This window comes from Flavobacterium filum DSM 17961 (assembly GCF_000425465.1).
Taxonomy (GTDB): domain Bacteria; phylum Bacteroidota; class Bacteroidia; order Flavobacteriales; family Flavobacteriaceae; genus Flavobacterium; species Flavobacterium filum.
In genome coordinates this window covers 62,783-88,891 of sequence record NZ_AUDM01000003.1, presented here as the reverse complement: position 1 = coordinate 88,891, position 26,109 = coordinate 62,783, and the positions used below count along the sequence as shown (strand labels likewise).

At 33.3% G+C, this 26,109-nt stretch carries 27 protein-coding genes; 15 read left to right on the top strand and 12 right to left on the bottom strand.

Features of this window, described 5'->3' with window-relative positions:
• The first annotated feature begins 9 nt into the window (after window positions 1-9).
• The 9 genes from H601_RS0100405 (at window position 10) to H601_RS0100365 (ending at window position 8,375) form a co-directional block, all read left to right on the top strand.
• The gene (locus tag H601_RS0100405) at window positions 10-1,752 is read left to right on the top strand and encodes a TrkH family potassium uptake protein (RefSeq protein ID WP_035655284.1); all 1,743 of its coding nucleotides are present in this window, start codon (window positions 10-12) and stop codon (window positions 1,750-1,752) included.
• An 11-nt stretch (window positions 1,753-1,763) separates the two neighbouring features.
• A complete protein-coding gene (locus tag H601_RS0100400) occupies window positions 1,764-2,453 on the top strand; it encodes a potassium channel family protein (protein ID WP_026709674.1) in 690 nt (229 codons plus the stop codon).
• A gap of 1 nt (window position 2,454) precedes the next feature.
• On the top strand, window positions 2,455-3,120 hold the full coding sequence (locus H601_RS0100395) for a uroporphyrinogen-III synthase (RefSeq protein WP_026709673.1): 666 nt from the start codon (window positions 2,455-2,457) through the stop codon (window positions 3,118-3,120).
• Between the two features lie 16 nt (window positions 3,121-3,136).
• Window positions 3,137-4,162: a uroporphyrinogen decarboxylase gene (gene hemE, locus H601_RS0100390; RefSeq protein ID WP_026709672.1), complete on the top strand. Its 1,026-nt coding sequence runs from the start codon at window positions 3,137-3,139 to the stop codon at window positions 4,160-4,162.
• Window positions 4,163-4,215: 53 nt separating this feature from the next.
• Window positions 4,216-5,049, top strand: coding sequence for a BRO family protein (locus H601_RS0100385; protein WP_026709671.1), 834 nt, complete (start codon window positions 4,216-4,218; stop codon window positions 5,047-5,049).
• A complete protein-coding gene (hemF, locus tag H601_RS0100380) occupies window positions 5,049-5,951 on the top strand; it encodes an oxygen-dependent coproporphyrinogen oxidase (protein ID WP_026709670.1) in 903 nt (300 codons plus the stop codon). Before H601_RS0100385 ends, hemF begins: the two co-directional genes overlap by 1 nt.
• Window positions 5,942-6,883, top strand: coding sequence for a DUF4421 family protein (locus H601_RS0100375; RefSeq protein WP_026709669.1), 942 nt, complete (start codon window positions 5,942-5,944; stop codon window positions 6,881-6,883). The genes hemF and H601_RS0100375 overlap by 10 nt, the downstream gene beginning before the upstream one ends.
• Window positions 6,884-6,921: 38 nt before the next feature.
• Window positions 6,922-7,911 (top strand): porphobilinogen synthase, encoded by a 990-nt coding sequence (hemB, locus tag H601_RS0100370; protein ID WP_026709668.1) that lies wholly within the window; start codon window positions 6,922-6,924, stop codon window positions 7,909-7,911.
• Window positions 7,912-7,976: 65 nt separating this feature from the next.
• Window positions 7,977-8,375 (top strand): c-type cytochrome, encoded by a 399-nt coding sequence (locus H601_RS0100365; RefSeq protein WP_026709667.1) that lies wholly within the window; start codon window positions 7,977-7,979, stop codon window positions 8,373-8,375.
• 6 nt (window positions 8,376-8,381) lie between these two features.
• Here H601_RS0100365 and H601_RS0100360 read toward each other — a convergent pair whose 3' ends face one another.
• Together H601_RS0100360 and H601_RS0100355 are read right to left on the bottom strand one after the other, a co-directional pair.
• Entirely contained in the window at window positions 8,382-9,065 is a 684-nt protein-coding gene (locus H601_RS0100360) for a response regulator transcription factor (protein ID WP_026709666.1), read from the bottom strand.
• Window positions 9,062-10,330 (bottom strand): sensor histidine kinase, encoded by a 1,269-nt coding sequence (locus tag H601_RS0100355; RefSeq protein ID WP_026709665.1) that lies wholly within the window; start codon window positions 10,328-10,330, stop codon window positions 9,062-9,064. Before H601_RS0100355 ends, H601_RS0100360 begins: the two co-directional genes overlap by 4 nt.
• Window positions 10,331-10,503: 173 nt before the next feature.
• Here H601_RS0100355 and H601_RS0100350 point away from each other — a divergent pair, with 173 nt between their 5' ends.
• The 4 genes from H601_RS0100350 (at window position 10,504) to H601_RS0100335 (ending at window position 13,874) form a co-directional block, all read left to right on the top strand.
• A complete protein-coding gene (locus H601_RS0100350; RefSeq protein ID WP_026709664.1) occupies window positions 10,504-10,956 on the top strand; it encodes a DUF1573 domain-containing protein in 453 nt (150 codons plus the stop codon).
• Between the two features lie 109 nt (window positions 10,957-11,065).
• The gene (locus H601_RS0100345; RefSeq protein WP_026709663.1) at window positions 11,066-11,779 is read left to right on the top strand and encodes a 3'-5' exonuclease; all 714 of its coding nucleotides are present in this window, start codon (window positions 11,066-11,068) and stop codon (window positions 11,777-11,779) included.
• Window positions 11,779-13,473, top strand: coding sequence for an ABC transporter ATP-binding protein (locus H601_RS0100340; RefSeq protein ID WP_035655281.1), 1,695 nt, complete (start codon window positions 11,779-11,781; stop codon window positions 13,471-13,473). The genes H601_RS0100345 and H601_RS0100340 overlap by 1 nt, the downstream gene beginning before the upstream one ends.
• An 11-nt stretch (window positions 13,474-13,484) precedes the next feature.
• Window positions 13,485-13,874, top strand: a complete 390-nt coding sequence (locus H601_RS0100335; protein WP_026709661.1) for a hypothetical protein — start codon at window positions 13,485-13,487, stop codon at window positions 13,872-13,874.
• Between the two features lie 24 nt (window positions 13,875-13,898).
• Here H601_RS0100335 and H601_RS0100330 read toward each other — a convergent pair whose 3' ends face one another.
• The 6 genes from H601_RS0100330 to H601_RS0100305 form a co-directional block, all read right to left on the bottom strand.
• Entirely contained in the window at window positions 13,899-14,957 is a 1,059-nt protein-coding gene (locus tag H601_RS0100330; RefSeq protein ID WP_026709660.1) for a hypothetical protein, read from the bottom strand.
• Window positions 14,958-14,974: 17 nt separating this feature from the next.
• Window positions 14,975-15,634: a 3-oxoacid CoA-transferase subunit B gene (locus H601_RS0100325; RefSeq protein ID WP_026709659.1), complete on the bottom strand. Its 660-nt coding sequence runs from the start codon at window positions 15,632-15,634 to the stop codon at window positions 14,975-14,977.
• A 100-nt stretch (window positions 15,635-15,734) separates the two neighbouring features.
• Window positions 15,735-16,433: a CoA transferase subunit A gene (locus tag H601_RS0100320; protein ID WP_026709658.1), complete on the bottom strand. Its 699-nt coding sequence runs from the start codon at window positions 16,431-16,433 to the stop codon at window positions 15,735-15,737.
• 90 nt (window positions 16,434-16,523) lie between these two features.
• Window positions 16,524-18,803, bottom strand: coding sequence for a penicillin-binding protein 1A (locus tag H601_RS0100315; protein ID WP_026709657.1), 2,280 nt, complete (start codon window positions 18,801-18,803; stop codon window positions 16,524-16,526).
• Window position 18,804: 1 nt separating this feature from the next.
• Window positions 18,805-19,290, bottom strand: coding sequence for a gliding motility lipoprotein GldH (locus H601_RS0100310; protein ID WP_026709656.1), 486 nt, complete (start codon window positions 19,288-19,290; stop codon window positions 18,805-18,807).
• On the bottom strand, window positions 19,274-20,440 hold the full coding sequence (locus tag H601_RS0100305) for a PSP1 domain-containing protein (protein WP_026709655.1): 1,167 nt from the start codon (window positions 20,438-20,440) through the stop codon (window positions 19,274-19,276). The genes H601_RS0100310 and H601_RS0100305 overlap by 17 nt, the downstream gene beginning before the upstream one ends.
• A gap of 183 nt (window positions 20,441-20,623) precedes the next feature.
• Between H601_RS0100305 and H601_RS0100300 the strand changes: the two genes are divergently transcribed.
• Window positions 20,624-21,364: a glycosyltransferase family 2 protein gene (locus H601_RS0100300; protein ID WP_026709654.1), complete on the top strand. Its 741-nt coding sequence runs from the start codon at window positions 20,624-20,626 to the stop codon at window positions 21,362-21,364.
• Between the two features lie 209 nt (window positions 21,365-21,573).
• Window positions 21,574-22,503: a hypothetical protein gene (locus tag H601_RS0100295; RefSeq protein WP_156900307.1), complete on the top strand. Its 930-nt coding sequence runs from the start codon at window positions 21,574-21,576 to the stop codon at window positions 22,501-22,503.
• Window positions 22,504-22,508: 5 nt separating this feature from the next.
• Here the strand turns inward: H601_RS0100295 and H601_RS0100290 are convergent, their stop codons facing one another.
• The 4 genes from H601_RS0100290 to H601_RS0100275 form a co-directional block, all read right to left on the bottom strand.
• Window positions 22,509-22,739, bottom strand: coding sequence for a ferredoxin (locus H601_RS0100290; protein WP_026709652.1), 231 nt, complete (start codon window positions 22,737-22,739; stop codon window positions 22,509-22,511).
• Window positions 22,739-23,980, bottom strand: coding sequence for a peptidase U32 family protein (locus H601_RS0100285; RefSeq protein ID WP_026709651.1), 1,242 nt, complete (start codon window positions 23,978-23,980; stop codon window positions 22,739-22,741). Before H601_RS0100285 ends, H601_RS0100290 begins: the two co-directional genes overlap by 1 nt.
• Window positions 23,981-23,982: 2 nt before the next feature.
• Window positions 23,983-25,350 (bottom strand): oxygen-dependent tRNA uridine(34) hydroxylase TrhO, encoded by a 1,368-nt coding sequence (gene trhO, locus H601_RS0100280; RefSeq protein ID WP_026709650.1) that lies wholly within the window; start codon window positions 25,348-25,350, stop codon window positions 23,983-23,985.
• 143 nt (window positions 25,351-25,493) lie between these two features.
• Window positions 25,494-25,904 carry a BrxA/BrxB family bacilliredoxin gene (locus H601_RS0100275; RefSeq protein WP_026709649.1) on the bottom strand — a complete coding sequence of 137 codons (411 nt, stop codon included), beginning with the start codon at window positions 25,902-25,904 and terminating at the stop codon, window positions 25,494-25,496.
• Window positions 25,905-26,109: the final 205 nt, after the last annotated feature.

The following is a 26,109-nucleotide window of genomic DNA, read 5'->3' as shown; positions in this document are numbered from 1 at the left end:
ACCTTACTTATGCAAAAAGATTCAATACTTAAGATTATTTATCGTTTTTTCGATCTTATCGTATTGACGTATATTGTTTTTGATTTTGGATACAGCATTCATATTGAATATCAAACGCCCAAATTTATTGGTTTAGTTTTAATTGGGATTGCACTTTTTGCGTTTAATATCTTCAAATATTTTTATTACAAAACATCCGGAAGGAAAAAGGTTGCGTTTGTCAACTCGCTGATTATTGGTGTTTTACTTTTAGTGTCAGTTATTATTGCACTTTTAAATATAGATCAACATTATCTGGATGTTTTACGGAAAATAAGGCCTATTCTTGAAGCCGGTTTAATCTTTTATTTTATTATCCGATTAATGATATTGGTACGGTATGTATATGAAGTATATTATAATCCGGCCATTGTTTTTGTGGGAAGTTTTTTTGCCATCATTCTCATCGGATCATTTTTATTAATGCTTCCAAATGCAACCACAAACGGAATTTCGTTTACCGATGCTTTGTTTACTTCCACTAGTGCGGTTTGCGTAACCGGTTTGATTGTGGTGGATACTGCCAAAGATTTTACAACCGTCGGGCAAACCATTATCATCAGTTTAATACAAATTGGCGGATTGGGAATTTTAACGTTTACCTCCTTTTTTGCTTTCTTTTTTAGAGGTAGTTCTTCCTTTAAAGAGGGTTTAAATGTTCGCGATTTTATTGCACAAGATACACTTAAAGATGTGTTGAAAATGGCTTTAAATATTGTTGTTTTTACCATTAGTGTTGAATTAATTGGTGCACTATTTATCTATTCTTCTATTTTGGAAAACCCTGAAATTAAGGATAAATTTTTCTTTTCCATTTTTCATTCTATTTCTGCTTTCTGTAATGCCGGTTTTTCAACGATGTCTGCCGGATTAAGTGAAAGCCATCTTCAATTCAATTATTTTATGCAATGGATTTTAATGGTAATGATTGTATTTGGTGGTTTGGGTTACAATATTATTTTTAACTTTTATCAATATTTAAAAATAAATGTTTTAGAATTATTTGATCGAAAAAGAATTCACAAACAAGTGAATATCATGACATTGAATTCAAGAATTGTATTATATACAACCGGAATTTTATTGATTGGAGGATTTGTATTTCTTTGGATTTCCGAATACAATAATACAATGAATTTACATTCTTCATGGTTTGGAAAAATTACTTCAACAGCATTTAATTCAGTAACACCGAGAACAGCAGGATTTAATACGATTGATTTCACACAACTTTCCGTTCCAACCTTGTTGTTTATCATTTTTTTAATGTGGATTGGAGCTTCACCGGCGTCAACTGGAGGCGGAATAAAAACAAGTACTTTTGCTCTGGCAACATTAAACATTTTTAGCATTGCCAGAGGAAAATCAAGAATTCAAATTTTAGGAAGAAGAATTTCGAGCGAATCTACTTCTCGTGCTTTTGCTATTTTGTGTATTTCATTAATTGTAATTGGATTTGCCATATTAGCATTGTTGATTTTTGAACCCAAAGGAACCGACTTACTTTCTGTGGTTTTTGAATGTTTTTCAGCGTACAGCACCGTTGGATTATCGCTAAATTTTACACCAACTTTAACTGAACCTAGTAAATATGTGTTGATTTTAACCATGTTTATTGGAAGAATAGGAATGCTCAACTTAATGATTGGAATGCTCAGACAAATCAATCATCAGTTTTATGAGTATCCAAAAGAAAATATTTTAATTAACTAAATTAGATAAAAATGAAAATCATCATTTTTGGATTGGGAAATTTCGGAATGTCACTTGCCTTAAGTTTGACAGAAACCGGAAATGAAGTGATTGGAGTAGATAAACAAATGGATAAAGTTAATCTTATCAAAGATAAAATTTCTCATGCCATTTGTATGGATTCCACAAACGAATTGGCGTATGAATCGTTGCCATTGAAAGATGCCGATAAAATTGTGGTAGCCATCGGAGAAAATGAAGGAGCAGCGATTATTACGACGGCCATTATCAAAAAATTATCAAACGTAAAAATTATCAGTCGTGCGTTATCGCCTATTCACGATACGGTTTTGGAGGCGATGGGAATTTACAGTATCATTCATCCGGAACAAGAAAGTGCTGATCGTTTGACCAAGCAAATCAACTTTAAAACGACGTTAGAAAACTATCAGTTAGACAATAATTATACGATTTCTGAAGTAAAATCAAAACCCGAATTTCACGGAAAAACGCTTTCTGAATTGAATGCAATTGACAAGTATCATTTGAATTTAGTTACCATTATTCGCAAGAAGGAAAAAACAAATTTAATTGGTAAAAAAACAATCGTAAAAGAAACAATTGGATTGCCAACACCGGACACAATTATTTACGAAGATGATATTTTAGTGGTATTTGGCGATAATAAAAATATTTCCATTTATTGCGAAGGACAAGATTAAGTTGGAAAAATCAATTAGAATAGTATCGACTAAAAAACTAAAATCCAACCAAAAACAGTTTTTACTTAACGCTGGTTTTCGATTGGTGGAAGCTGATTTTATTCAAATTATATCACATAAAATCAACAAAGCATCAAATTATAATTTTTTGATATTTACTAGTCAAAATGCGGTTTTGAGTGTTTTGGAAAATGAAAATCATCCAATTTTAAAAAATAAAATTTCTTTTTGTGTCGGAATAAAAACAAGGCAATTGCTTGAAGAAAACGGATTCCAAGTTGAACAATCATTTGATTATGCAGAAGAATTAGTTGAATACCTTTTAAAATATCATTCCGATAAAAAATTTACTTTTTTTTCCGGAAATTTGAGAAGAGATACGATTCCAAATGCTTTTCAAAAAAACAATATTATTTTTGAAGAGATAGAAGTGTATCAGACCGTATTAACGCCACACAAAATGGATAATCAAGTTGATGGGATTTTGTTTTTTAGTCCTTCAGCTGTTCAAAGTTATGTAATGGAAAATGCGATTACAAATGAAATTTGTTTTTGTATTGGTACTACTACTGCGGCCGAATTAACAACAAACAATAAAGTAATTGCAAACCAACCCACCGTTGAAAATGTAATTATTCAGTGTATAAATTATTTTAATAAATCATAAGTTTTAATTATTGAATATGATAAAGAACGATCTTTTCTTAAGAGCTTTAAATAACGAAACCGTTGAGCGTCCACCCGTTTGGATGATGCGTCAAGCCGGAAGATATTTACCTGAATTTAGAGCTTTACGCGACAAATACGATTTTTTTACCCGTTGTGAAACGCCGGAATTAGCAGCAGAAATTACGGTTCAACCGATACGAATTGTAAAACCGGATGCTGCCATTTTGTTCTCAGATATTTTAGTTGTTCCAAGAGCCATGGGTATTCATGTGGAATTGAAAGACAATTTAGGACCCATTATTCCGAATCCTATTCGAACCATGGAGCAAGTGGACCAAGTATTTGTTCCCAATATCGAAGAAACGTTAGGTTATGTGATGGATGCAGTGAAATTAACCAAAGAAATGTTGAATGATGAGGTGCCGTTGATTGGTTTTGCTGGTTCACCTTGGACGATTTTTTGTTATGCTGTAGAAGGAAAAGGTTCCAAAAGTTTTGATACCGCCAAAGGATTTTGTTTTTCCAATCCGATAGCGGCTCATACGTTATTGCAAAAAATTACTGATACCACCATTTTGTATTTAAAAGAAAAAGTGAAAGCGGGTTGTAATGCCATTCAAATTTTTGATTCTTGGGGCGGAATGCTGTCTCCGGTGGATTATCAAGAGTTTTCATGGCAATACATTAATCAGATAGTGGAAGCTTTGGCTCCTTATACCAAAGTAATTGTCTTTGGAAAAGGCTGTTGGTTTGCATTAAATGACATGGCTAAATCAAAAGCTTCGGCTTTAGGTGTAGATTGGACGTGTTCTGCTCGAAATGCTCGCTATTTATCCGGTGGAAAAATCACTTTACAAGGAAATTTCGACCCATCACGATTATTATCGCCAATTCCAACCATCAAAAAAATGGTACATCAAATGATTGACGAATTTGGAAAAGATAGCTACATCGTAAATTTAGGTCATGGTATTTTACCAAATATTCCGGTAGACCATGCGAAGGCTTTTGTAGAGGCGGTGAAGGAGTATAATCAATAGGAAGTGAGGGGTTTTTAGTTTGAAGAAGCAAAAATTACATTTATAATCAAAAAATGACTAAAGAAACCGCCATAAAACTATTTGAACAAAAACAAGTTCGTTCCCTTTGGAGTGAAGATGAAGAAAAATGGTATTTTTCTATTATTGATGTTGTTGAAATATTAACGGAATCTCCAAATGCCAGAAAATATTGGAGTGTATTAAAAACACGATTAAAAAAAGAAGGAAGTGAGTTGGCTACAAATTGTAGTCAACTGAAATTACAATCTTCTGATGGTAAATTTTATAAAACCGATGTAGCTGATACCGAGCAGTTATTCCGCTTGATTCAATCTATTCCGTCTAAAAAAGCAGAACCTTTTAAACTTTGGTTGGCACAAGTAGGGAGAGAACGTATTGATGAAATTGAAGATCCTGAATTAGGCTTTGACAGATTAATGGAAGCCTATCTCAAAAAAGGATATTCAAAAGAATGGGTAAACCAAAGGTTAAAAAGTATTGAGGTTAGAAAAGAACTAACGGATGAATGGGAAAAACGAGGAGTGAAAAATGGACAAGAATTCGCCATTTTGACGGATGAAATTACTAAAGCTTGGAGTGGTTTGTCGGTTAAAGAATATAAAAATCACAAAGGTTTAAAAAAAGAAAATTTGCGTGATAACATGAGTAATTTGGAATTGGTGTTAAACATGCTAGCCGAAGCAACTACAACAGAAATTAGCAAAGAAAAAAAACCAAAGAATTTTACTGAGAGCAAAAAAATTGCTAAACAAGGTGGAACCATCGCCGGAAATACTAGAAAACAAATTGAAGAAAAAACCGAAAAAAAAATAGTAAATAAGTTGAACGCATCAGATTATTTGCGAGATAAAAAGGAATTGGAATAATGAAAAATAAATTCTATCAATACATACAAAACCTACAAGACCAAATCTGTAAAGGGTTAGAAGATGTTGACGGCATTTCCAAATTTCGTGAAGATATTTGGGAACGTCCCGAAGGTGGCGGTGGCCGAACTCGTGTAATAGAAAAAGGGCAAGTTTTTGAAAAAGGAGGTGTAAACATTTCGGCCGTTCATGGCAAATTACCGGATACGATGCAAAAAATGTTTGGTGTGGGAGAAGCCGATTTTTTTGCTTGTGGATTGAGTTTGGTCATCCATCCTAAAAATCCTATGGTGCCAACCGTTCATGCGAATTGGCGGTATTTTGAAATGTATGACGAAAACGGAAACATCATTAACCAATGGTTTGGCGGCGGTCAAGATTTAACACCTTATTATTTGTTTGAAGAAGATGCGATTCATTTTCACCATGCTTGTAAAACCGCTTGTGACAAACACAATCCTGAATTTTATCCCAACTATAAAAAGAAATGTGATGACTATTTTTGGAATGCTCATCGCAATGAAGCTAGAGGAGTTGGTGGTTTGTTTTTTGATTATTTAAAAGTGACCGATGCTATGACGATGGAAGATTGGTATAATTTCGTTACCGAAGTTGGTAATAGTTTTCTTGAGGCTTATGTTCCAATTGTTGAAAAAAGAAAAAATTTAGAATACACTACTGCACAACGTACTTGGCAGGAAATCCGCAGAGGGCGTTATGTAGAATTCAATTTAGTACATGATAAAGGAACATTGTTTGGTTTAAAAACCAATGGCAGAATCGAGAGTATTTTGATGAGTTTACCTCCACATGTGCAATGGGTGTATGACCATCATCCTGAAAAAGGAAGCGAAGAAGAAAAATTAATTTCGGTATTGCAAAAACCAAAAGAATGGGCGTAAAAATTGTAATAGTATTGTTTTTGGGAGGAATTAGCTGTTCGTTTGCTCAACAAGATTCTGAACAAATCAGTCATTTTACAAATTATGACGAAAAAGTAATAACCAGTTTATATTATTTTGATACTTCCAATAGTTTTTTAATCAATTATAATTTAGACGGAATAGATAATTATTTAGAATTTCAACCTAACCGTCGAGAACAAATAGGGGTGAATTTGAGTTATAAATTTATCGATATTTCCTACGGGTTTTCACCTGCTTTTTTTGCTGAAAACAAAGACAATAGCGATTCAAAATTATTCACCTTAAGCACACGATTGTATCATAAAAAATGGATGCAATCGATCACTTTTATCAATCAAAAAGGATTTTATGTGAGTGATGGTCTAGAGAAAGTTACACTTCCGCGAATGCGTACGACAAAAATTGGCGGTACCACTTCCTATATTTTTAATGATAAATTTTCATTCAAAACTATAGCGAATCAAAAAGAATGGCAATCAAAAAGTGCAGGAAGCTTTATTTCAAATCTTTCGATGTATTACACCAATATCGATTTGAATGATGGTGGCGAAGACACAAAGAGCAATATTTTTCTTGCTTCATTGGCTCCGTCTTATTTTTATAACTTTGTTATCAATAATCATTTCTTGCTTTCCGGCGGAATGTCAACCGGGGCAGGACTTACGAGTGTGGATGGAGATGTATCGGCTATTTATGAATGGAGTGCGAGTTTAAAAATTGGTTATAATTCCGATTCATTTTTTACCTTTGTAAACCTAAATTATATTGATTTTATTCAGGATACAACTGCTCAAATTCGATTGAATGACGAAATATCAACTATAAAAATGACAGCAGGCTATCGTTTTGATCCACCAAAAAGAATAAAAAAATATTACGATAAAACAGCAGAAAAAATCGGATTGTAAATTAATCTACAATCTATAATCAAAAATATACCAACATTATGTTTCCATTAAGAAGAAACCGAAGATTAAGAACCAACGAAACCATTCGTTCATTGGTTCGTGAAACTATTCTTTCGCCCAGCGATTTTATTGTACCCCTTTTTGTGGTGGAAGGAAAAAATGTAAAAGAGGAAATCGCTTCCATGCCAAACTATTTCCGTTTGAGTTTGGATTTATTGGAAAAGGAAGTCAAAGATTTGGCTAAACTAAATTTAAAAACGGTTTTAGTTTTTGTAAAAGTCCCCGATAATTTAAAAGACAACAAAGGAACCGAAGCTTTAAATCCTAACGGTTTGATACAACGAGCCGTAAAAGTGATTAAAAATGCCGTTCCGGATATGATTGTGATGACCGATGTAGCTTTAGACCCGTATTCGTCTTTTGGACACGATGGAGTGATTGAAAACGGAATGATTGTAAATGATGTTACTTCTGCCATTTTAGCTGAAATGAGTTGCTCACATGCCGAAGCCGGTGCTGATATTGTAGCTCCAAGCGACATGATGGACGGAAGAATTTTAGAAATCAGAGAAGCATTGGAAGACGAAGGGTACGTAAACACCGGAATTATGGCCTACAGTGCCAAATATGCTTCGGCACACTACGGACCGTTTCGCGATGCGTTAGATAGTGCTCCGGTGGATGCTCAAAATATCCCGAAAGACAAAAAAACGTATCAAATGGATTACCATAACCGTATCGAAGCCATCCGAGAAACGCGAATGGATATTGAAGAAGGAGCTGATATTGTCATGGTAAAACCCGGAATTGCCTATTTGGACATCGTTAGAGAAGTAAAAAATGCGTTTGATGTTCCGGTAGCGGTTTATCAGGTTTCGGGTGAATATGCTATGATTAAAGCAGCTTCAGAAAGAGGTTGGCTTGACCACGATGCGGTAATGATGGAACAAGTAACGGCTATCAAAAGAGCAGGTGCCGATATGATAGCGAGTTATTTTGCTAAGGAAGTAGTAAAGATAATTTCGTAACTGATAAATATCACCTTTTTCTGTTTTTTTAAGGTGTATATTTGTGTAAATCAAACACCTAGACCATGAGAAATCTATATTTTTTATTTATTGGTTTGTTTTTATTTTCCTGTCAAGATAAAAAGCAAGAGCCCTTTGGGAAAGAAGCGTCTGCAACTCCTGAAGTAACTGAAAATTCAGTAGAAGCTAAAATTAAATTGGGAGAAGAACTTTTCAATGGGGTTGGACTTTGTTATACTTGCCACAAACCTGACCAAAAAGTTATAGGACCAAGTATAAAAGAAATAGCTACAATTTATAAAGAACAAAATGCCGATATCGTTGATTTTTTAAGAGAAAATGCCAAACCAATTGTTGACCCAAGTCAATATGAAGTGATGAAAACCAATTTTGCGATTACCAAAAGTATGAAAGATCACGAATTGGAAGCCATTGAGCTATATATGAAAAGTTTTGTAAAATAAGATTGATTAATTAAGTAATAATTTGAACCCAACTCTCGGAATATTTTCAATCCGAATGTTGGGTTCGTCTTTGAAAATTTTTCGTAATCGGGAAATAAACACATCTAAACTTCTACCCACAAAATAATCATCGGTTCCCCAAAGTTCCATTAATATTTTTTCTCTTTTTAAAACCGTGTTTTTATTTTCTAAAAACAATTTCAAAAGAGCAGATTCACGTTCGGTTAAGTTGGTAACGGTTGCCTCTTTTGTCACGCAATAATTAGCAGGATCAAATTCAAAAGAACCAATCAAATAAATTGCATTTGATTTGGAAGCAGACTTTTGACTTCTGTTTAAAAATATCTCGATTTTCAAAATTAGTTCTTCCATACTGTAGGGTTTCACCAAATAGTCATCAGCTCCTAATTTTAAACCTTTTATGCGATCTTCTTTCATGGTTTTAGCAGAAAGAAATAAGATGGGAATCTCTTGGTTTCGTTTTCGAATGGCTGTTGCAATTTCAAATCCATCCATATCAGGCAACATAACATCTAAAACGCATAAATCGTAGTCTTCTTTACAAAAGGAATCAAAACCTGCTTTTCCATTTGTAAAATGAGCAACATCAAATTGACTTTCTAGGCTATCAGCGGTTAAAAAACCGAGTGTTTCGTCGTCTTCTACATATAGAATTCTTTTTTTACTCATGACAAATCATTTTTAGGGATGAAAATAGATATCGTAATTCCGGCTAATGGATTATTTTGAATGGCTATTTTCCATTTATGTAAATCAATAATTTTTTTTACGTAAAACAATCCAATTCCAAAACCTTCAATATCTTTTTTGTTTTCTCTCGGCACTCTATAGAATTTATCAAAAACATAATCAATATGTTGGGGGTCTATTCCGATACCGTTATCACTGAATTTGAGTAGTAAGCCTTTTTCTGTTTCATTTCCATTGATGGTAATTTCAGGATGAATTGGACTATATTTTACCGCATTATCAATGATGTTAAAAAGGATGTTGTTAAAGTGAAATTCATCGGCATTCACCAAAATTTTTTCGGAAACATTTATAGTAATGGAACAATTTTTTGTGGTTTTTAATAAGGTGTTTTCTTTCACTTGTTCCAAAGCTATTAGTAATGGAATTGATTTTTTTTCTAATTCAATCCATTTTGCATCGCCTTTGGCTACATTCAAAATACGCTCAATATGTTGGTTTAATTTTTGGCTTTGTTGGGTAATAATTTGCATGTATTTAGATAGTTTCGGATGATTTTTAATTTCTTCTTGATTCGTAGCATATTGAGAAGCAATTAAAATCGAAGCCAATGGCGTTTTAAATTCATGAGTCATATTATTGATAAAATCCGTTTGTAATTCAGCGTATTTTTTTTGTTTCAATAATAAAATAACGGAATAAACATAAATAATTAAAACCAAAAATAAGATAAGTGTATAAATCCAATATTGACCTAACGAAGTGATGAATTGCTTTTGTAATTCCGGAAAACGAATACCAAAGTAGTAAATTAATCCTTCATTTTTTTGAAAGCAATTTTCACATTTTTTAGGTTTTTCCGTATCTTTTGTGATATACCTTCCATAAATCATTTCATCGGTACCACAATCGTAAATAGCATATTCAAAATCCAAATCTAAATTCACTTTTTGAAATTCTGTTTTTAGATAATACTCTAAAACTTCATGCTCGAAAACATCATCTAAATTGACAATATAATAGTCATCAGTAATTTTTTTAACTTGGTTTGTGATGTTTAATTCGGTTTTGTTGTCTCTGTAAATTCGTTTCACAACATCTTGAAGAGCGAAGTGAATTTTTTCTTCTACTTCTTTTTTCTCAAACGAATAGGCTTGATTAAGCATTAGCAATTGCATAATCAACACGCCAATAATGCAGATAAATCCGGCTAAAATGATACTATTTAATCTGGTAAATTTCAAAAAATATTATTTTAATGGAACAAAACTAGTTAATCAATCATCTTATAAATCAGTAAAAAACAGCGATTAACAACTCATTAACAAAACTTAAATATCGATTAACAAAATCTAAATTATGAATTGATACATTTGTTCTGTTCAAAAATAGTAATAAACACTAAAAAATAATATTTATGAAATCATTAAATGTATCATTATTGACAATTGCGGCTGCTCTTTTCTTTTCAGTAGGAGTTTCTGCTCAAGAGAAAAAAGCTGATGTTGGTCCAACAATCACTACTACACCACCTGCACAAAAACCTACTACGCCTGTAAAATGGAAAGAAGAAGTTTTTGATTTTGGTGATTTGAAAAAAGGTGTACCGGTATCTCACGATTTTAGTTTTGTAAATACAACCAAACAAACCGTTATCATTACTAATGTAAAAGCTTCTTGTGGTTGTACAGCTACAAATTATACTAAAACCCCGGTAAAACCTGGAGAAAAAGCTACAGTGACTGCTACTTATAATGCAGCATCACCAGGTGCATTTTCAAAAACGGTTACCGTTTCATTAAACGAAAATGAAGTTCCTAAAGTGCTAACTATCAAAGGAAAAGTAATTGACTCTGAAGTTAATCAATAAAATTTGTTTTACTAAATTATAATTCGATTAAGCCACCTTTATGGTGGTTTTTTTTTGGGATTATGTTTTCAAATCATTTTTTTATATATTTATAAATAAATTTAAAGCCATGATCGAAAAAATTAAATTAGACCACATTTTATTTCTGGATATTGAAACGGTTCCGGAACAAGAAAATTTTAAATTGTTAGATGAAGAAAAACAATATTTGTTTGAATCGAAAACACAGTATCAACGAAAAGATGAATTTACACCCGAAGAGTTTTATGATAGAGCTGGAATTTGGGCTGAATTTGGAAAAATCATTTGTATTTCTGTCGGCTATTTTACGATAAAAGGTGACATTCGAAATTTTAGAGTTACCTCTTTTCATGGTGAAGAAAAAAAGATTTTAAAAGAGTTTAGTAATTTAATCAATAATCATTTTAATCAACCTCAGCATATTCTTTGCGGACACAATGCCAAAGAATTTGATTTTCCTTTTATTGCAAGAAGGATGATTATCAATCAAATTGAAATACCGGCCAAATTAAATTTATTTGGAAAAAAACCTTGGGAAATTCCACATATCGACACGATGGAATTATGGAAATTTGGCGATTATAAACATTATACTTCCCTACGATTATTGACTAAAGTGTTAAATATTCCTTCTCCTAAAGATGATATTGATGGTAGCGAAGTGGCTTATGTTTATTATGTTGATAAGGATATTGATCGAATAGTAACGTATTGTGAAAAAGATGTCATTGCTGTTGCTCAATTGTTTTTGAGAATGAGAAGAGAAGATTTATTAATTGAAGAAGAAATCATTCATATTTAATGGCAGATTTGTCTTTTCCATTGTTAGAAGTACGTCAACTTGGAATTTCTTTTTTGCGAGAGAAAAGCTATATTCCCGTTATTCATGGAATTGATTTTCAACTGAATTCAAATGAAATTTTAGGTGTGGTTGGTGAATCCGGTTCAGGAAAATCAGTTTCATCATTGGCGATTATGGGATTGTTGCCAAAAAGAATTTCTTCTATCAATAGCGGTTCAATTGTTTTTGAAGGAAAAGAAATCACGAATTTATCCGATAAGGAATTTCAAAAAATAAGAGGAAACGAAATTGCGATGATTTTTCAGGAGCCAATGAGTTCGTTAAATCCATCCTTAAAATGCGGTTTTCAAGTAGCCGAAATTTTAGAAAGACATACTGAGTTATCAAACAAAGAAATAAAAGTAGAAGTACTTTCATTGTTTGAAAAAGTAAAATTACCCAATCCGGAAGAACTATTCAACAAATATCCGCATCAGATTTCAGGCGGGCAAAAACAGCGAGTTATGATTGCGATGGCGATTGCCTGCAAACCAAAAATTTTGATTGCTGACGAGCCCACAACTGCTTTAGACGTAACCGTTCAAAAGGAAATTATTCAATTGTTGAAGGATTTGCAACAAGAAACCAAGATGAGTATTTTGTTTATTTCGCATGATTTGTCGTTGGTTTCAGAAATTGCCAATCGAATTTTGGTGATGTATAAAGGCGAGATTGTTGAACAAGGAATCGCCAAAGCTATTTTTGAAAATCCGCAGCACAATTATACCAAAGCATTGATAGCCTCTAGACCTTCGTTGGATTTTAGATTAAAACGATTGCCAACAATTCAGGATTTTTTGAATAATTCGGTTTCAAACGAAATTGTTTCTTCCGAAGAAAGAAAAGAAAATCAAGAGAAATTATATGCACAACAGCCAATTTTGGAAGTAAAAAATGTAGAAAAAGAATATCTTTCTACTATTGGTTTATTTGGAAAAAAACTGTCGTTTAAGGCGGTTGATGATGTGAGTTTTAAAATTTATGAAGGCGAAACAGTTGGTTTGGTGGGCGAATCCGGCTGTGGAAAATCAACCTTAGGAAACGCCATTTTACAATTGGATAAAGCAACTGCCGGACAAATTTTTTATAAAGGAAACGACATTACAAAACTCAGCAAAGACGAAATTAGAAAACTTAGAAAAGAAATTCAGCTTATTTTTCAAGATCCATATTCGTCTTTAAACCCAAGAATTCCGGTTGGAAAAGCGATTGTGGAACCGATGAAAGTGCATGGTTTGTATAAAAACGATTCTGAACGAAAAGCAAAAACCATCGAGATTTTGGAAAGAGTAGGGTTGGGCGTGGCTTATTTTAACCGTTATCCGCATGAATTTTCAGGTGGTCAACGGCAACGCATTGGCATTGCGAGAACCATTGCTTTGCAACCCAAATTAATTGTTTGCGACGAGTCGGTTTCGGCATTGGATATATCTGTTCAAGCTCAAGTGTTGAATTTACTGAATGAACTAAAAGAAAATTTCGGATTTACGTATATTTTTATTTCTCATGATTTAGCAGTTGTAAAATACATGAGCGACCAAGTTTTAGTCATGAACAAAGGGAAAATGGAAGAAATCGCCGATGCAGATCAATTGTATGCCAATCCGAAAAGTGATTATACCAAAAAATTAATTGATGCTATTCCGAAAGGATAAAAAATAAAAATATGTTATTTACTGCAACGTTTTCTGAGTTTTATGAACAATTTAAAGCAAGTCTTTCTGATGGAACTTTTGCCAAACTTACTTTTGCCAAAACCATCGGCAACACTGAACTAAAAAATATTTTTATTCGTCCCGTTTTAGATGAAAATGAATTAAAATTGGAATTGAAATTCCGCTTTCAAAAAGAAGAATTGTTTGAAATTCATACTATTGATAGTGCTTTTGAACGTTTGCTTCCTTTTATTAATAATCCGTTTTTATCGGTTATTCTATTTACAACAGAATTTGATTTGACCTATAAATTAAACAAAAAACGAGCAGTAAGGGTCACCGATCAACCTCCTACTTTTGAAAATGCCAATGAGGTTTTGTTGGGGTATTTGAATAAATAATCATTAATTTCGATTAGCAAGAATTTAATTATATTGAATTTTTCTAATATATTTATTTCTTCTCCATTCAGGCTTTAATTCTCCTCCGTTATAACTAACATTCATTAGATTTGAAACATTCATTTCAATCCAATTTCCCACTTGATCATACTTTATTTTTGTTTCTGTTCGAAGTTCGTTTTTCTCGTTATAATAGGTTTTAGAAATGAGTTTGTTTTGAGCATCATAAACAAAAAAACGGGTGTAGTTTATATTACCATTATAAATACCAGTTACTTTTTTAATTTTAGTGTTATTTTCAACATAAGTAACTTCAGAAGTGCCTAATTTAAAAGAGTTATCATCAAGATTTTTGTAATATTTCAAAACCTTAGATGTATCTTTTATGGTTAGATATTCAAATTTATATTCGTTTAGTTTTTTATTTTGCCAAACTTTTTCAATTATTTTTCGATTCTGTTTGTCGTACTCATATGCAGTTTTAGTTTCATGATGATCTGTTACGTTAATTGATTCGATTAATAAGCCTTTTGAATCATAAGTGTTTTTTATATATTCTTTTTCTTTTTTACCTTCGTCATCAAAAGTTTCAGTAGATAAAAGGTTGGTGTTTTTATCGTAAGTATATCTTTTTTCCCAAATTAAATAACCTTCCGGATTGTAAGTGTTAGATAAAATTACATTTCCTTTTTTGTCAGTTGTTTTGATTGTTTTAAATGTTCTTCTGGGGTCGGCAGTTAAATATCCTGAATAAGGATTCTTTTGATTTTCTTTAATTGAAAATTCCGCAAATTCTTTGTCTAAATCATTACATCCATCACATAATTCTATAATGATTTGATTTTTGGTATATTTTGTTCTCTCTTGAGTATGAATACGATTGTTGTAAAATTTCTTGAATAAAATTATCCTTCCTTTTTCATCAAACGTTTTCGATTCTATTGGAATTTCATTCGAATTTTCACTTGAAACAGTTAGTTCAATCGATTTAGGTTTCCCTTTTAAAACTTCATCTTCTAGTAAATATTCTTGTGAAAATCCATTGTAAAAAGTCAAGAAAAATAGGAACAGGATTTTTTTCATATATTATTTCTTAGTAGTTAATCCAAAACCATTTCCGGAATTTCACCTTCTACAATCAATGTTCCTTCTGTAGCTTTGATGATTTCTTCGACAGAAACACCGGGAGCTCGTTCGAGAAGTTTGAAACCGTTTGGTGTAACATCCATCACGGCTAATTCGGTTACAATTTTTTTAACACAACCTACACCAGTTAATGGTAAAGTACAATTTTTTAGCACTTTTGATTCGCCGGCTTTGTTCACGTGCATCATGGCAACAATGATGTTTTCTGCCGAAGCAACTAAATCCATCGCTCCGCCCATTCCTTTTACCATTTTACCGGGGATTTTCCAATTGGCAATATCGCCGTTTTCGGAAACTTCCATCGCACCTAAAATCGTTAAGTCAACTTTTTTGCTACGTATCATTCCAAAACTAAAAGCGGAGTCAAAAAAGGAAGCTCCGGGCAACGTAGTAATAGTTTGTTTTCCTGCATTGATAATGTCCGCATCTTCTTCTCCTTCAAATGGAAATGGACCCATGCCCAATACTCCGTTTTCACTTTGAAATTCAACTGAAATATCCGTTCGAACAAAATTGGCAACCAGTGTCGGGATTCCGATTCCTAAGTTTACGTAGTAACCGTCTTTTACTTCTTTTGCAATTCGTTTTGCAATTTGATTTTTATCTAAAGCCATTTTTTTAATGTGTCAATTGTTTAATGTGTCAATTAGTCAATGTGTCAATTCGGAAAGATGTCAATTAATTGTCTAATTGACAAATTGTTTCATTGCCACATTATCTTTGTCTAACTGTTCTTTGTTCAATTCTTTTTTCAAACTTTTCACCTTGAAAAATTCGGTTTACCATAATTCCTGGAATGTGAATTTGATTGGGGTCTAATGTTCCGGCGGGCACTAATTCTTCTACTTCGGCAATGGTGATTTTTGCAGCACCAGCCATGCATGAATTGAAATTTCGGGCGGTTCCTTTAAAAATTAGGTTTCCGGCTTCGTCACCTTTCCATGCTTTTACGATGGCGAAATCAGCTTTGTAGGCTTCTTCCATGACATACATTTTTCCATTAAATTCACGGGTTTCTTTTCCTTCAGCCACTTCGGTTCCGTAACCGGCGGGTGTAAAAAAAGCAGGAATTCCGTGTTGAGCAGCTCTGCATTTTTCGGCTAATGTTCCTTGAGGAGTAAGTTCAACATCTAATTCTCCCGAAAGCATTTGACGTTCAAATTCTGCATTTTCACCAACATACGATGAAATCATTTTTTTAATTTGTTTCTTTTGAAGCAATAAACCTAATCCGAAATCATCTACTCCGGCATTGTTCGAAATGCAAGTAAGATTAGAAACGCCCTTTTTTACTAATTCAGCAATGCTGTTTTCCGGAATGCCACAAAGGCCAAAACCTCCGAGCATAATGGTCATATTATCGGTAATTCCAACAAGAGCTTCTTGCACAGAATTTACTTTTCGTGTAATCATATCGTTTGTTTGTTTTCGAATTTTAAAGGTATAAAAAAATGGGCTTTTTGCAAAGTCCATTTTTTTATTATTTTATATTTATAAATTTACTTAAAAATTAAATTCTTCCACATCTTGATCAAAATCAAGCGTGTCTTTAACGGCTTTCCAACAATCTACTTTTACGGTGATATTTTCCGGGCGTTCAAAAGGTTCTTTCGATACATTAAGCTTGTCGTCTTTATAACATTTGTCCATGTAGAGTCCCCAAATAGGTAAAGCCATTGTTGCTCCTTGTCCCATAGCGGTAGTTCTAAATCGGGCGGCACGGTCTTCGCAGCCAACCCAAACTCCTGTACAAAGATTAGGTACAAACCCCATGAACCAACCATCAGAGTTGTTTTGAGTAGTTCCGGTTTTTCCGGCTATTGGGTTAGTAAATTTATAACCATAATTTTTAAATCCGGCACCCCCCCATCTTAATCGGGTTCCGGTACCATCTTCTGTTACACCTTCCATCAATTTTACAACGGCATAAGCAATGTCTTGACTCAATACATCATGACTTTCCGGAATAGCTTCAAATATGATATTTCCGTTTTTGTCTTCTATTCGAGTAATCAATTGAGGTTTGATGTAAATACCTTTGTTGGCAAATGTGCTAAAAGCAGCTACCATTTCTTGAACGGTAATTTCAACTGCACCTAAACAAATTGCAGGTTGTTCTGGAATAGAGGAAGTAACTCCTAATCGGTGTGTTAAATCAACTACGGCTTTTGGTCCGGTTCGGTCAATTAATTTAGCAGAAACCGTATTAACAGAATTGGCCAACGCTCTTTTCAAATTAATCATTCCACGGTATTTTCCATCAGAATTTCTGGGCGTCCAAGTTTCCGTAACATTATGTCTTCCTCTTGGAATTGTGAAGGGTGAATCGATGATTGAATCACACGGAGACATATTTAATTGTTCAATAGCGGTGGCATAAACAAACGGTTTAAAGGTAGAACCCACTTGTCTGGCTCCTTGTCCGGCATGGTCATATTGAAAATGTTTGTAGTTTATTCCGCCCACCCACGATTTTACATGTCCGGTTTGAGGTTCCATTGAAATCATTCCGCTACGTAAAAAATGCTTGTAATAGCGAATGGAATCCATTGGTGTCATGATGGTATCTCGTTCACCTTTCCAAGTAAAAATACGCATGTCCGTTTTGACGTCAAACGATTTGATGATGTCTTCTTCGCTTTTATCTTGAGCTTTCATCATACGCCAACGCTCAGAATTTTTCATAGCTCTTTTCATCAATTTATCGGTTTCTTCTTCATTAATTTTTGAAAAAGGAGCATTTTTATTGTTTTTTTGAGCTTTAAAAAATTCTGCTTGAAGGTTTCTTAAATGTTCATCAACAGCTTCCTCAGCATATTTTTGCATTCGGGAATCAATGGTAGTGTAAATTTTTAAACCATCATTGTAAATGTTGTATTCAGTACCATCCGGTTTTTTATTTTCTTTTACCCATTTTTTCATGTAATCTCTAAGGTATTCTCTGAAATAGGTCGCAATTCCGTCTGTATGGCTTTCCGGATTAAAATCTAGAACAATTGGTTTTTTTTCTAAAATTTTCTTCGCTTCCGGTTCTAAAAAGTTATTTCGAACCATTTGAGCCAAAACCGTATTACGTCTGTCAAAAACCAACTGTTTCCTTTTTTCTCTTACTGGATTATAAAGGGAAGGGTTTTTCAACATTCCAACCAATAAAGCACTTTCTTCAATGGTTAAGTCACGAGGTTCTTTTCCAAAATACACTTTAGCAGCCGAACGAATTCCAACTGCGGTATTTACAAAATCAGCACGATTCAAATAAAGAGCAATGATTTCATTTTTAGTGTATTGACGTTCTAATTTAGTGGCAATAATCCATTCTTTTACTTTTTGAACCATTCTAAACAAAATGAATCGAGAACCTTCACCATGAAATAATAGTTTGGCTAATTGTTGAGAAATGGTACTTGCTCCACCATCTGCACCTAATTTAAGAGCGGCACCAAAAGTTCTTCGGGCATCAATTCCGGAATGTTCATAAAAACGTTCATCTTCAGTTGCCACCAAAGCATCAACTAAATGTTTTGGCAAATCTTCATATTTAACCGGTGAACGGTTTTCTCTGTAAAATTTTCCTAAAATAACACCGTCAGAAGAAATGATTTCAGTCGCAAGATTGGAATCTGGATTTTCTAATTCGTCAAAACTTGGCATCGAGCCAAACAAACCAAAATTTGCAAATACAAAAAACAGAAAAATACCACCTAAACCATAGAAAAATAGTTTCCAAAACTTTTTTTGGTAGTAGTGAATATCTTTCGTTACGTTATTTTTTTTCTGTGTCATCTTACTCCTTTTTTTCAATTCGTAAACCTACATCCGTTATGCCTTCTAAAAGTTCAACACCTTCAATTTTACCCGATTTTCTAACGGCTTGTTGAATGTTGATATAATATTTTCCCGCTTTAGGAAATACAAAATTCTCTTTGTAAAACAATTTGTTTTCTTTCGTATCTGTAATTCCTTTTCCCAATAGGGAACCATCCGGATTGGCCATTTCATATTCCAAAGTGTCAATAATGATTTTTTTATTCGGTTGCTCCATTTCAACAATCAAAAACAAATTGCGAAAAGGATAATTTTTATTGTTGCGAATGTTAATAAACAAATGTTTGGGTGAAACAGTATCATTGGCTTCATAAACAAAAGAAGCAATGCTGTCTTTGTGCCAAGCATCACCTACTTTTTGGTACTCGTCAAAAAGTCTTTTTTTGTCGCATGACGTGAATAAAATCAATAATAAAACAAAAAACAGACTACTTTTTTTGATCATTTTTTACAATTTTATTAGGTCTTCTTTTTTTGTTGTTATTTTTTTTCTTTTTCGGTTGATCAAATCGGGTTAAGCTTTCTTGACCCATGGCGTTATTGAAATCCTGTTTCGGCTCTTGAGCAACCTCTAAAGCAAAGTCTTCTAAGGAAGCAACTCTTCTTTTTTGTTTGTTTTCTGCAATAATTTCTTTCACTTGATTGATGTGTAAAACATGCCAGTTGGCCATATTATCGGCATAAGCATACCACATTAATCCTTTAAAAATATCTTGTTTTTGGCAATATGCCACTCCTTTTTCTGTCTCTAATTTGGTTTCAAAATCAGGAAAATCTTTTAAAGCATCCATGTAGGTGTCTAACTCATAGTTCAAACAACATTTTAGTTTTCCGCATTGTCCGGCTAGCTTTTGCGGATTCAATGAAAGCTGTTGGTATCGAGCAGCAGAGGTGTTTACACTTCTAAAATCGGTCAACCAAGTGGAGCAACACAATTCTCTACCACACGAACCGATTCCGCCTAAACGAGCAGCTTCCTGACGGAAACCTACTTGTTTCATCTCGATTCGGGTTCTGAAAGATTGAGCGTATTCTTTAATCAATTGACGAAAATCTACGCGGTCTTCAGCGGTATAATAAAAAGTAGCCTTTGAGCCATCTCCCTGAAATTCAATATCAGAAATTTTCATTTGCAATTGCAAACGAATCGCAATTTCACGAGCGGTTACCTTCATAGGTTCTTCTTTAGCTCGGGCGTCTGACCAAATATCAATGTCTTTTTGAGACGCTTTTCGGTAGATTTTGGTAATTTCCGGACTAGTAGGATTTACGCCTTTTTTCTTCATTTGAACCTTAACCAATTCTCCGGTTAGGGTAACAATTCCGATATCATGTCCCGGTGAAGCTTCAGTTGCCACAATATCACCTATAGAAAGTGACAATTTTTCGGTATTGCGGTAAAATTCTTTTCTTCCGTTTTTAAATCGCACTTCCACACAGTCAAATGGTTCTTGACCGCTAGGCAAACTCATATTGGAAAGCCAATCGAAAACCGTTAATTTGTTGCAGCTATCGGTGCCGCAAGTCCCTTTATTTTGACATCCTTTGGGAGCTTCTCCATCTTTACTCCCGGTAGAACAGTTTGTACAAGCCATAATTTTATATATATTGGTCATCTCGTTATATAAAACGAGACTACTGACATTAAACGTTAAGAGTGTAAAGATAGTATTTTTTTGGTTGATGTTGAAAAGTGGTTTTTCCAAAGATTAAAATTTACATTTGTATCGGATAATTTCTAGATGTTTATATGACGATTGTTAAAATAATATGAAAGTATGCTTTTAAATAAAAAAATTATTGTTGTACTCCCAGCATATAACGCTTCAAAGACTGTAACTCAAACTTTTAAAGAGATACCTTTCGATATTGTTGATGAGGTAGTGTTGGTAGATGATAATAGCACAGATAACACGATAGAAGTTGCTAAAAGCATTGGGATACACCACATAATAAAACATGACAAAAACTTAGGTTATGGTGGTAATCAAAAATCATGTTACAATAAAGCATTAGCAATAGGTGGTGACATTATAATTATGTTGCATCCTGATTATCAATACACTCCAAAGTTAATCCATTCAATGGTTTATTTAATTGCAAATGAAGTATATCCGGTAGTAATTGGGTCAAGAATTTTAGGGAAAGGAGCGTTAAAAGGGGGTATGCCACTTTATAAATATATCGCAAACCGCTTTTTAACTTTTTTTCAAAATATTTTAATGAATCAAAAACTATCTGAATACCATACTGGATATAGAGCTTTCAATAGAGAAGTTTTGGAATCAATCAATTATCAGCTTAATTCTGATGATTTTGTTTTTGATAATCAGATGATAGCACAAATATTTCATAAAGGTTTTGAAATCGCAGAAATTACATGTCCGACTAAGTATTTTGAAGAAGCTTCATCCATTAATTTTAAAAGAAGTTTAAAATATGGAATTGGAGTAATGAAAACCTCGATACAATATTTTTTAGATAAAAATAAAATAATAAAGTCTTCCTTATTTAACTAATGAAAATCTTTAGCCGGAATAGAAAAATCAATATAAGTATTTTTATATTTTTATTTATAAATTTTGCTTTTTTAGTGAAATATTTGAGTAGAGTTACCGCTTATTTTTTAGTTGTCTCTTTTGCTCTAATTACTATTTTTTATTTTGTACTAAAATTTAGAAACAAAATATCAGTCCCCAAAACTTCTGAAAAAGTAATTATATATTTAGTGTTTTTTTTATTTCTTGTGGGAAGCGGTTTTGTTTTCAACAAAATTCCGGTAGAAACCTTGAATGTAGATCGATGGAGCGTAATTACTTCTTTTTGGGATAATTTTTTTAACGATGAGTATGTTTATTTTGCAAATTCTACAATGGGAAATCCACCTGGGCCAATGCCTTTTTATTATATTTTGGCATTACCGTTTTATGCCATTGGTGAGCTTGGATGGTATTCTGTTGTTGGTTTTTTCATTTTCTATTTTATTCTAAAATTTTCTGAAAAATCTAATCAAATACTATTGTTTTTTTTGCTATTACTTTTAATTTCACCCTTTTATTTATGGGAAATAGTAACAAGAAGTAATATTTTCTTGAATGCTAGTTTGGTATTATTTTCATTAGTTCTACTTTTGAAAACTTTTCAAGATGAGAATAAAAAAATATTTCTTAATGGGATTCTAATAGGGTTACTTTTATCAACAAGAAATGTTTTTGTAATTCCTTACATAGTTACTTTTCTTTTTGTTTTAAAGTCAAAACAAATAAGTTTTAGGGAGTTATTAAAAATTGGTGTAATTTCAATAATCGTTTTTATCGCTACTTTTTTACCTTTTGTTTGGAATCATTTTTCTGATTTTTTTATTATGAATCCATTTATCATTCAGTCTGGATTTTTAATGCCTACTGAATTGAGTATGATTTGTGTTTTAATTTCTTTGGGAGCTTTTTGGCTTTGCAAAAAGGGTAATGACATTTATTTTTTTAGTGGTGTTTTTCTATTATTACCAATAGTAATTCATTTCATTTATCAAATAATAATTCATGGTTTTCATGAAACTTTTTTTAATAGCAGAGCTGATATTTCCTATTTTATTCTTTGCCTTCCCTTTTTTGTTTATTACATAATTGAGAATGAAAAAGTAATTTTAAAATCTTAAGAAAATCACGTTTCTTTTACCGAAATAATATGCACCGGACAAGCTTTTTGAGCTGCTTCACAAGCTTCTACAATCGCATGATTGGGCGATTTTAAAGTATGAAAACTTTTGGTGTTTACGGATTTCAACAAAACTGATTTTCCGTCTTTTTTTGACATTTGAAATTGTGCCGGAGCCATTTCTACACAATAATTACATCCAATGCATTTGTCGCGTTGCAAAGTTATGACTACCATTATTGCTCCACAATTTTATATAATTTATCCGAATTTCTCACTCTAAAAGGTAATTTCAGGGTGCAACTATCCCCTTTGGATGCTTTTTCTAAACAGTTATCGTTAACTAGCATTTCATTGATTACGAGTTCCTGTACTCCGGTAGTTGGTCCGGTTATCATGATTTTATCACCAATTTTGATGTCGTAAGCTTCAATTTTAAATTCGGCGATATTCGTTTTCGGAAAAAAGTGAACGCCTTTACCCACATATACTTTTTTCTGTGTTGCATTTGAACCCGGATTGGCACTCCATTCACCTAATTTTTGTCCCAAATAATAACCAGACCAAAAACCTCGATTATAAACGGTACTCAAATCTTCCATCCATTGATTGATTTTTTCTTTGGTAAAAGTTCCGTTGTAATAGGAATCAATCGCATCACGATAGGTTTTGGTAACCATTGCCACATATTCCGGAGCACGCCCTCTACCTTCTAATTTCAAAACTTTAATTCCCGAATCGATTACTTGGTCTAGAAAATCCAAAGTACATAAATCTTTGGGAGACATCATATATTCGTTATCAATTTCAATTTCAAATCCGGATTCTTGATCAATTACGGTATATTTTTTTCGGCAATTTTGTTTGCAAGCTCCTCTGTTGGCAGATGAATTGTGTGAATGCAAACTCAAATAACATTTTCCGGAAACGGCCATGCACAAAGCCCCATGTCCAAAGATTTCGATTTCTACTAAATTACCACTCGGGCCTTTGATTTGTTCTTTTTCAATTTGTTCCGTGATTTTTTTCACTTGACGCAAACTCAATTCACGCGACAGCACAATGGTATCTGCAAACAAGCTGTAAAATTTGACAGTTTCAACATTTGTCACATTCAGTTGGGTTGAAATATGGACTTCCATCCCAATAGCTCTAGCCGAAGCAATCACAGCTTGGTCTGAAGCAATCACAGCTGTAATTCCGGCATCTTTGGCTTTGCTAACCAACGTTTTTACAACTGATAAATCGTGGTCGTAAATAATGGTATTCAGCGTTAAATAAGTTCTAACCTTTTGGGCTTTACAACGTTTAGCAATTTCGGGTAAATCTTCCAAAGTAAAATTGATAGTTGCCCGAGCTCGCATATTCAATTGTTCTACACCAAAATATACCGAATCGGCACCGTTATCTAATGCGGCTTGCAACGATTCAAAATTTCCGGCCGGTGCCATGAGTTCTATTTTTCCTGATGGAGTCATGACTAGCTAATAACTTTAAACAATTTATCCGATAATCGAATACGAAACGGAACTGCAAACGTTAATTTGTCTCCCGGTTTGGCAACCGTTCCCTCTTGGCCATTGACAAACATTTTTTCTAAAACCAATTCCCGATTTCCGGTGGTTGGACCGGAAATTAAAATTTTATCCCCTGATTTTACCTCCTGGTTTTCAATTAAAAATAAACCAACACTGGCTTTGGTATAATAATGTTCGGCTTTGCCAATTAGTACTTTTTTGCGTTTGATGCGTTCACGAATGGATTTCGGTTTCTCAATTTCATCTGCAACCGCCAATGATACATCACTCAATTCACCGGAATGTTTGAATTTTAAAGCTTCAGATTTTCCTTTTTTGAAAATCATATTTCCTTTTTGAATGCCTTTTCTTAATTTCACTTGTTCAGCTAAAGGCAAATGAATGATTTCCTGACATTCAGATGAACAACAATTATCCATTTTTTCTTTACATTCATCACATTGAATAAAAAGTAAATGACAACCATCATTCACACAATTGGTATGATTGTCACATGGTTTTCCGCACTGGTGACATTGCGAAATAATATCGTTGGTGATGCGTTCGCCCAAACGATGATCGAACACAAAGTTTTTACCAATGAATTTGCTTTCCAAACCTTCTTGCTCAATTTGACGGGCATATTCAATGATACCGCCTTCTAATTGATAGACGTTTTTGAAACCTTTGTGTTTAAAATACGCACTGGCTTTTTCGCATCGAATTCCACCTGTGCAATACATCAAAAGATTTTTTTCTTCTTTAAGGTCTTTTAATTGTTCTTCAATAATGGGAAGCGATTCTCTAAAAGTATCCACATCCGGAGTGATTGCTCCTCTAAAATGACCTATTTCACTTTCGTAATGATTTCTAAAATCAACCACAATGGTGTTTGGGTCTTCTAAAAGTTGGTTGAATTCCTTCGCTTTTAAGTGAATCCCTTTGTTGGTAACATCAAAAGTAGAATCATCTAAGCCATCGGCTACAATTTTATGACGTACTTTTATGGTCAATTTTAAAAAAGAATGATCGTCTTGCTCACGAGCCACATTCAATCGAATGCCTTGCATGAAATCATATACTTCCAGCGTATCTTTAAATTGATAAAAATAATCTGCCGGCAAGGAAAGTTGGGCATTAATTCCTTCGTGAGCTACATAGATTCTGCCTAAGACATCCAAAGGATTCCAGGCTAAGAACAAATCATCTCTAAATTTTTTTGGGTCTTCAATTTTGGCATAGGCATAAAAAGACAACGTAAGTCGTTGTTTGCCGGCTTGATCAATAAGCTCGGCTCTTTCTTCTGCCCTCATCGTGTTATACAGTTGCATGCTATAAACGTTTTTGGGTTTTACAATAAATTGAATTCTAAATGGAAGAATTCGATGCAAAAGTAGTATTTATTTAGAAATTGGAAATAAAAAACCCTCTCAAATTCTGATTTTGAGAGGGTCATTTTAGAAACGATTTTTATTTAACAAAACTCGTTATACGCATCTTTTAAATTCTCTGCAATCATTTCCGCAGGACGGCCTTCAATGTGGTGACGTTCTAACATGTGTACTAATTCACCATCTTTAAACAAAGCCATACTTGGCGATGATGGTGGAAAAGGAAACATATGTTGTCTTGCGGCATCAACCGCTTCTTTGTCAACACCGGCAAAAACGGTTACCAATTGATCTGGTTTTTTTGCACCGTCTAAGCTCATTTTTGCTCCCGGTCTTGCATTTCTGGCAGCACATCCGCAAACGGAATTTACAACTACCAATGTTGTTCCTTTTTGTGAAATTGCATTTTCAACCGCTTCTGCACTATATAATTCTTGAAAACCTACTTCCGATAACTCGGCTCTCATGGGTTTTACCATTTCTTCTGGATACATAATTATTTAAGATTTATGATTGTTGATGTTTGATTTTTCGATTTTGCAAAGTTACTAAGTTTTCATTTTCATTTGATGATTTCAATCATAAAGATTTGTTATGATGGAATAGTTAGTCAACTACAATTTGAATTAAAAATTTCTCAAATTTTTAGTTGGATTTATCTTCAAATCCAAAAAAGTCATGTTTTTTACGGAATCAAAT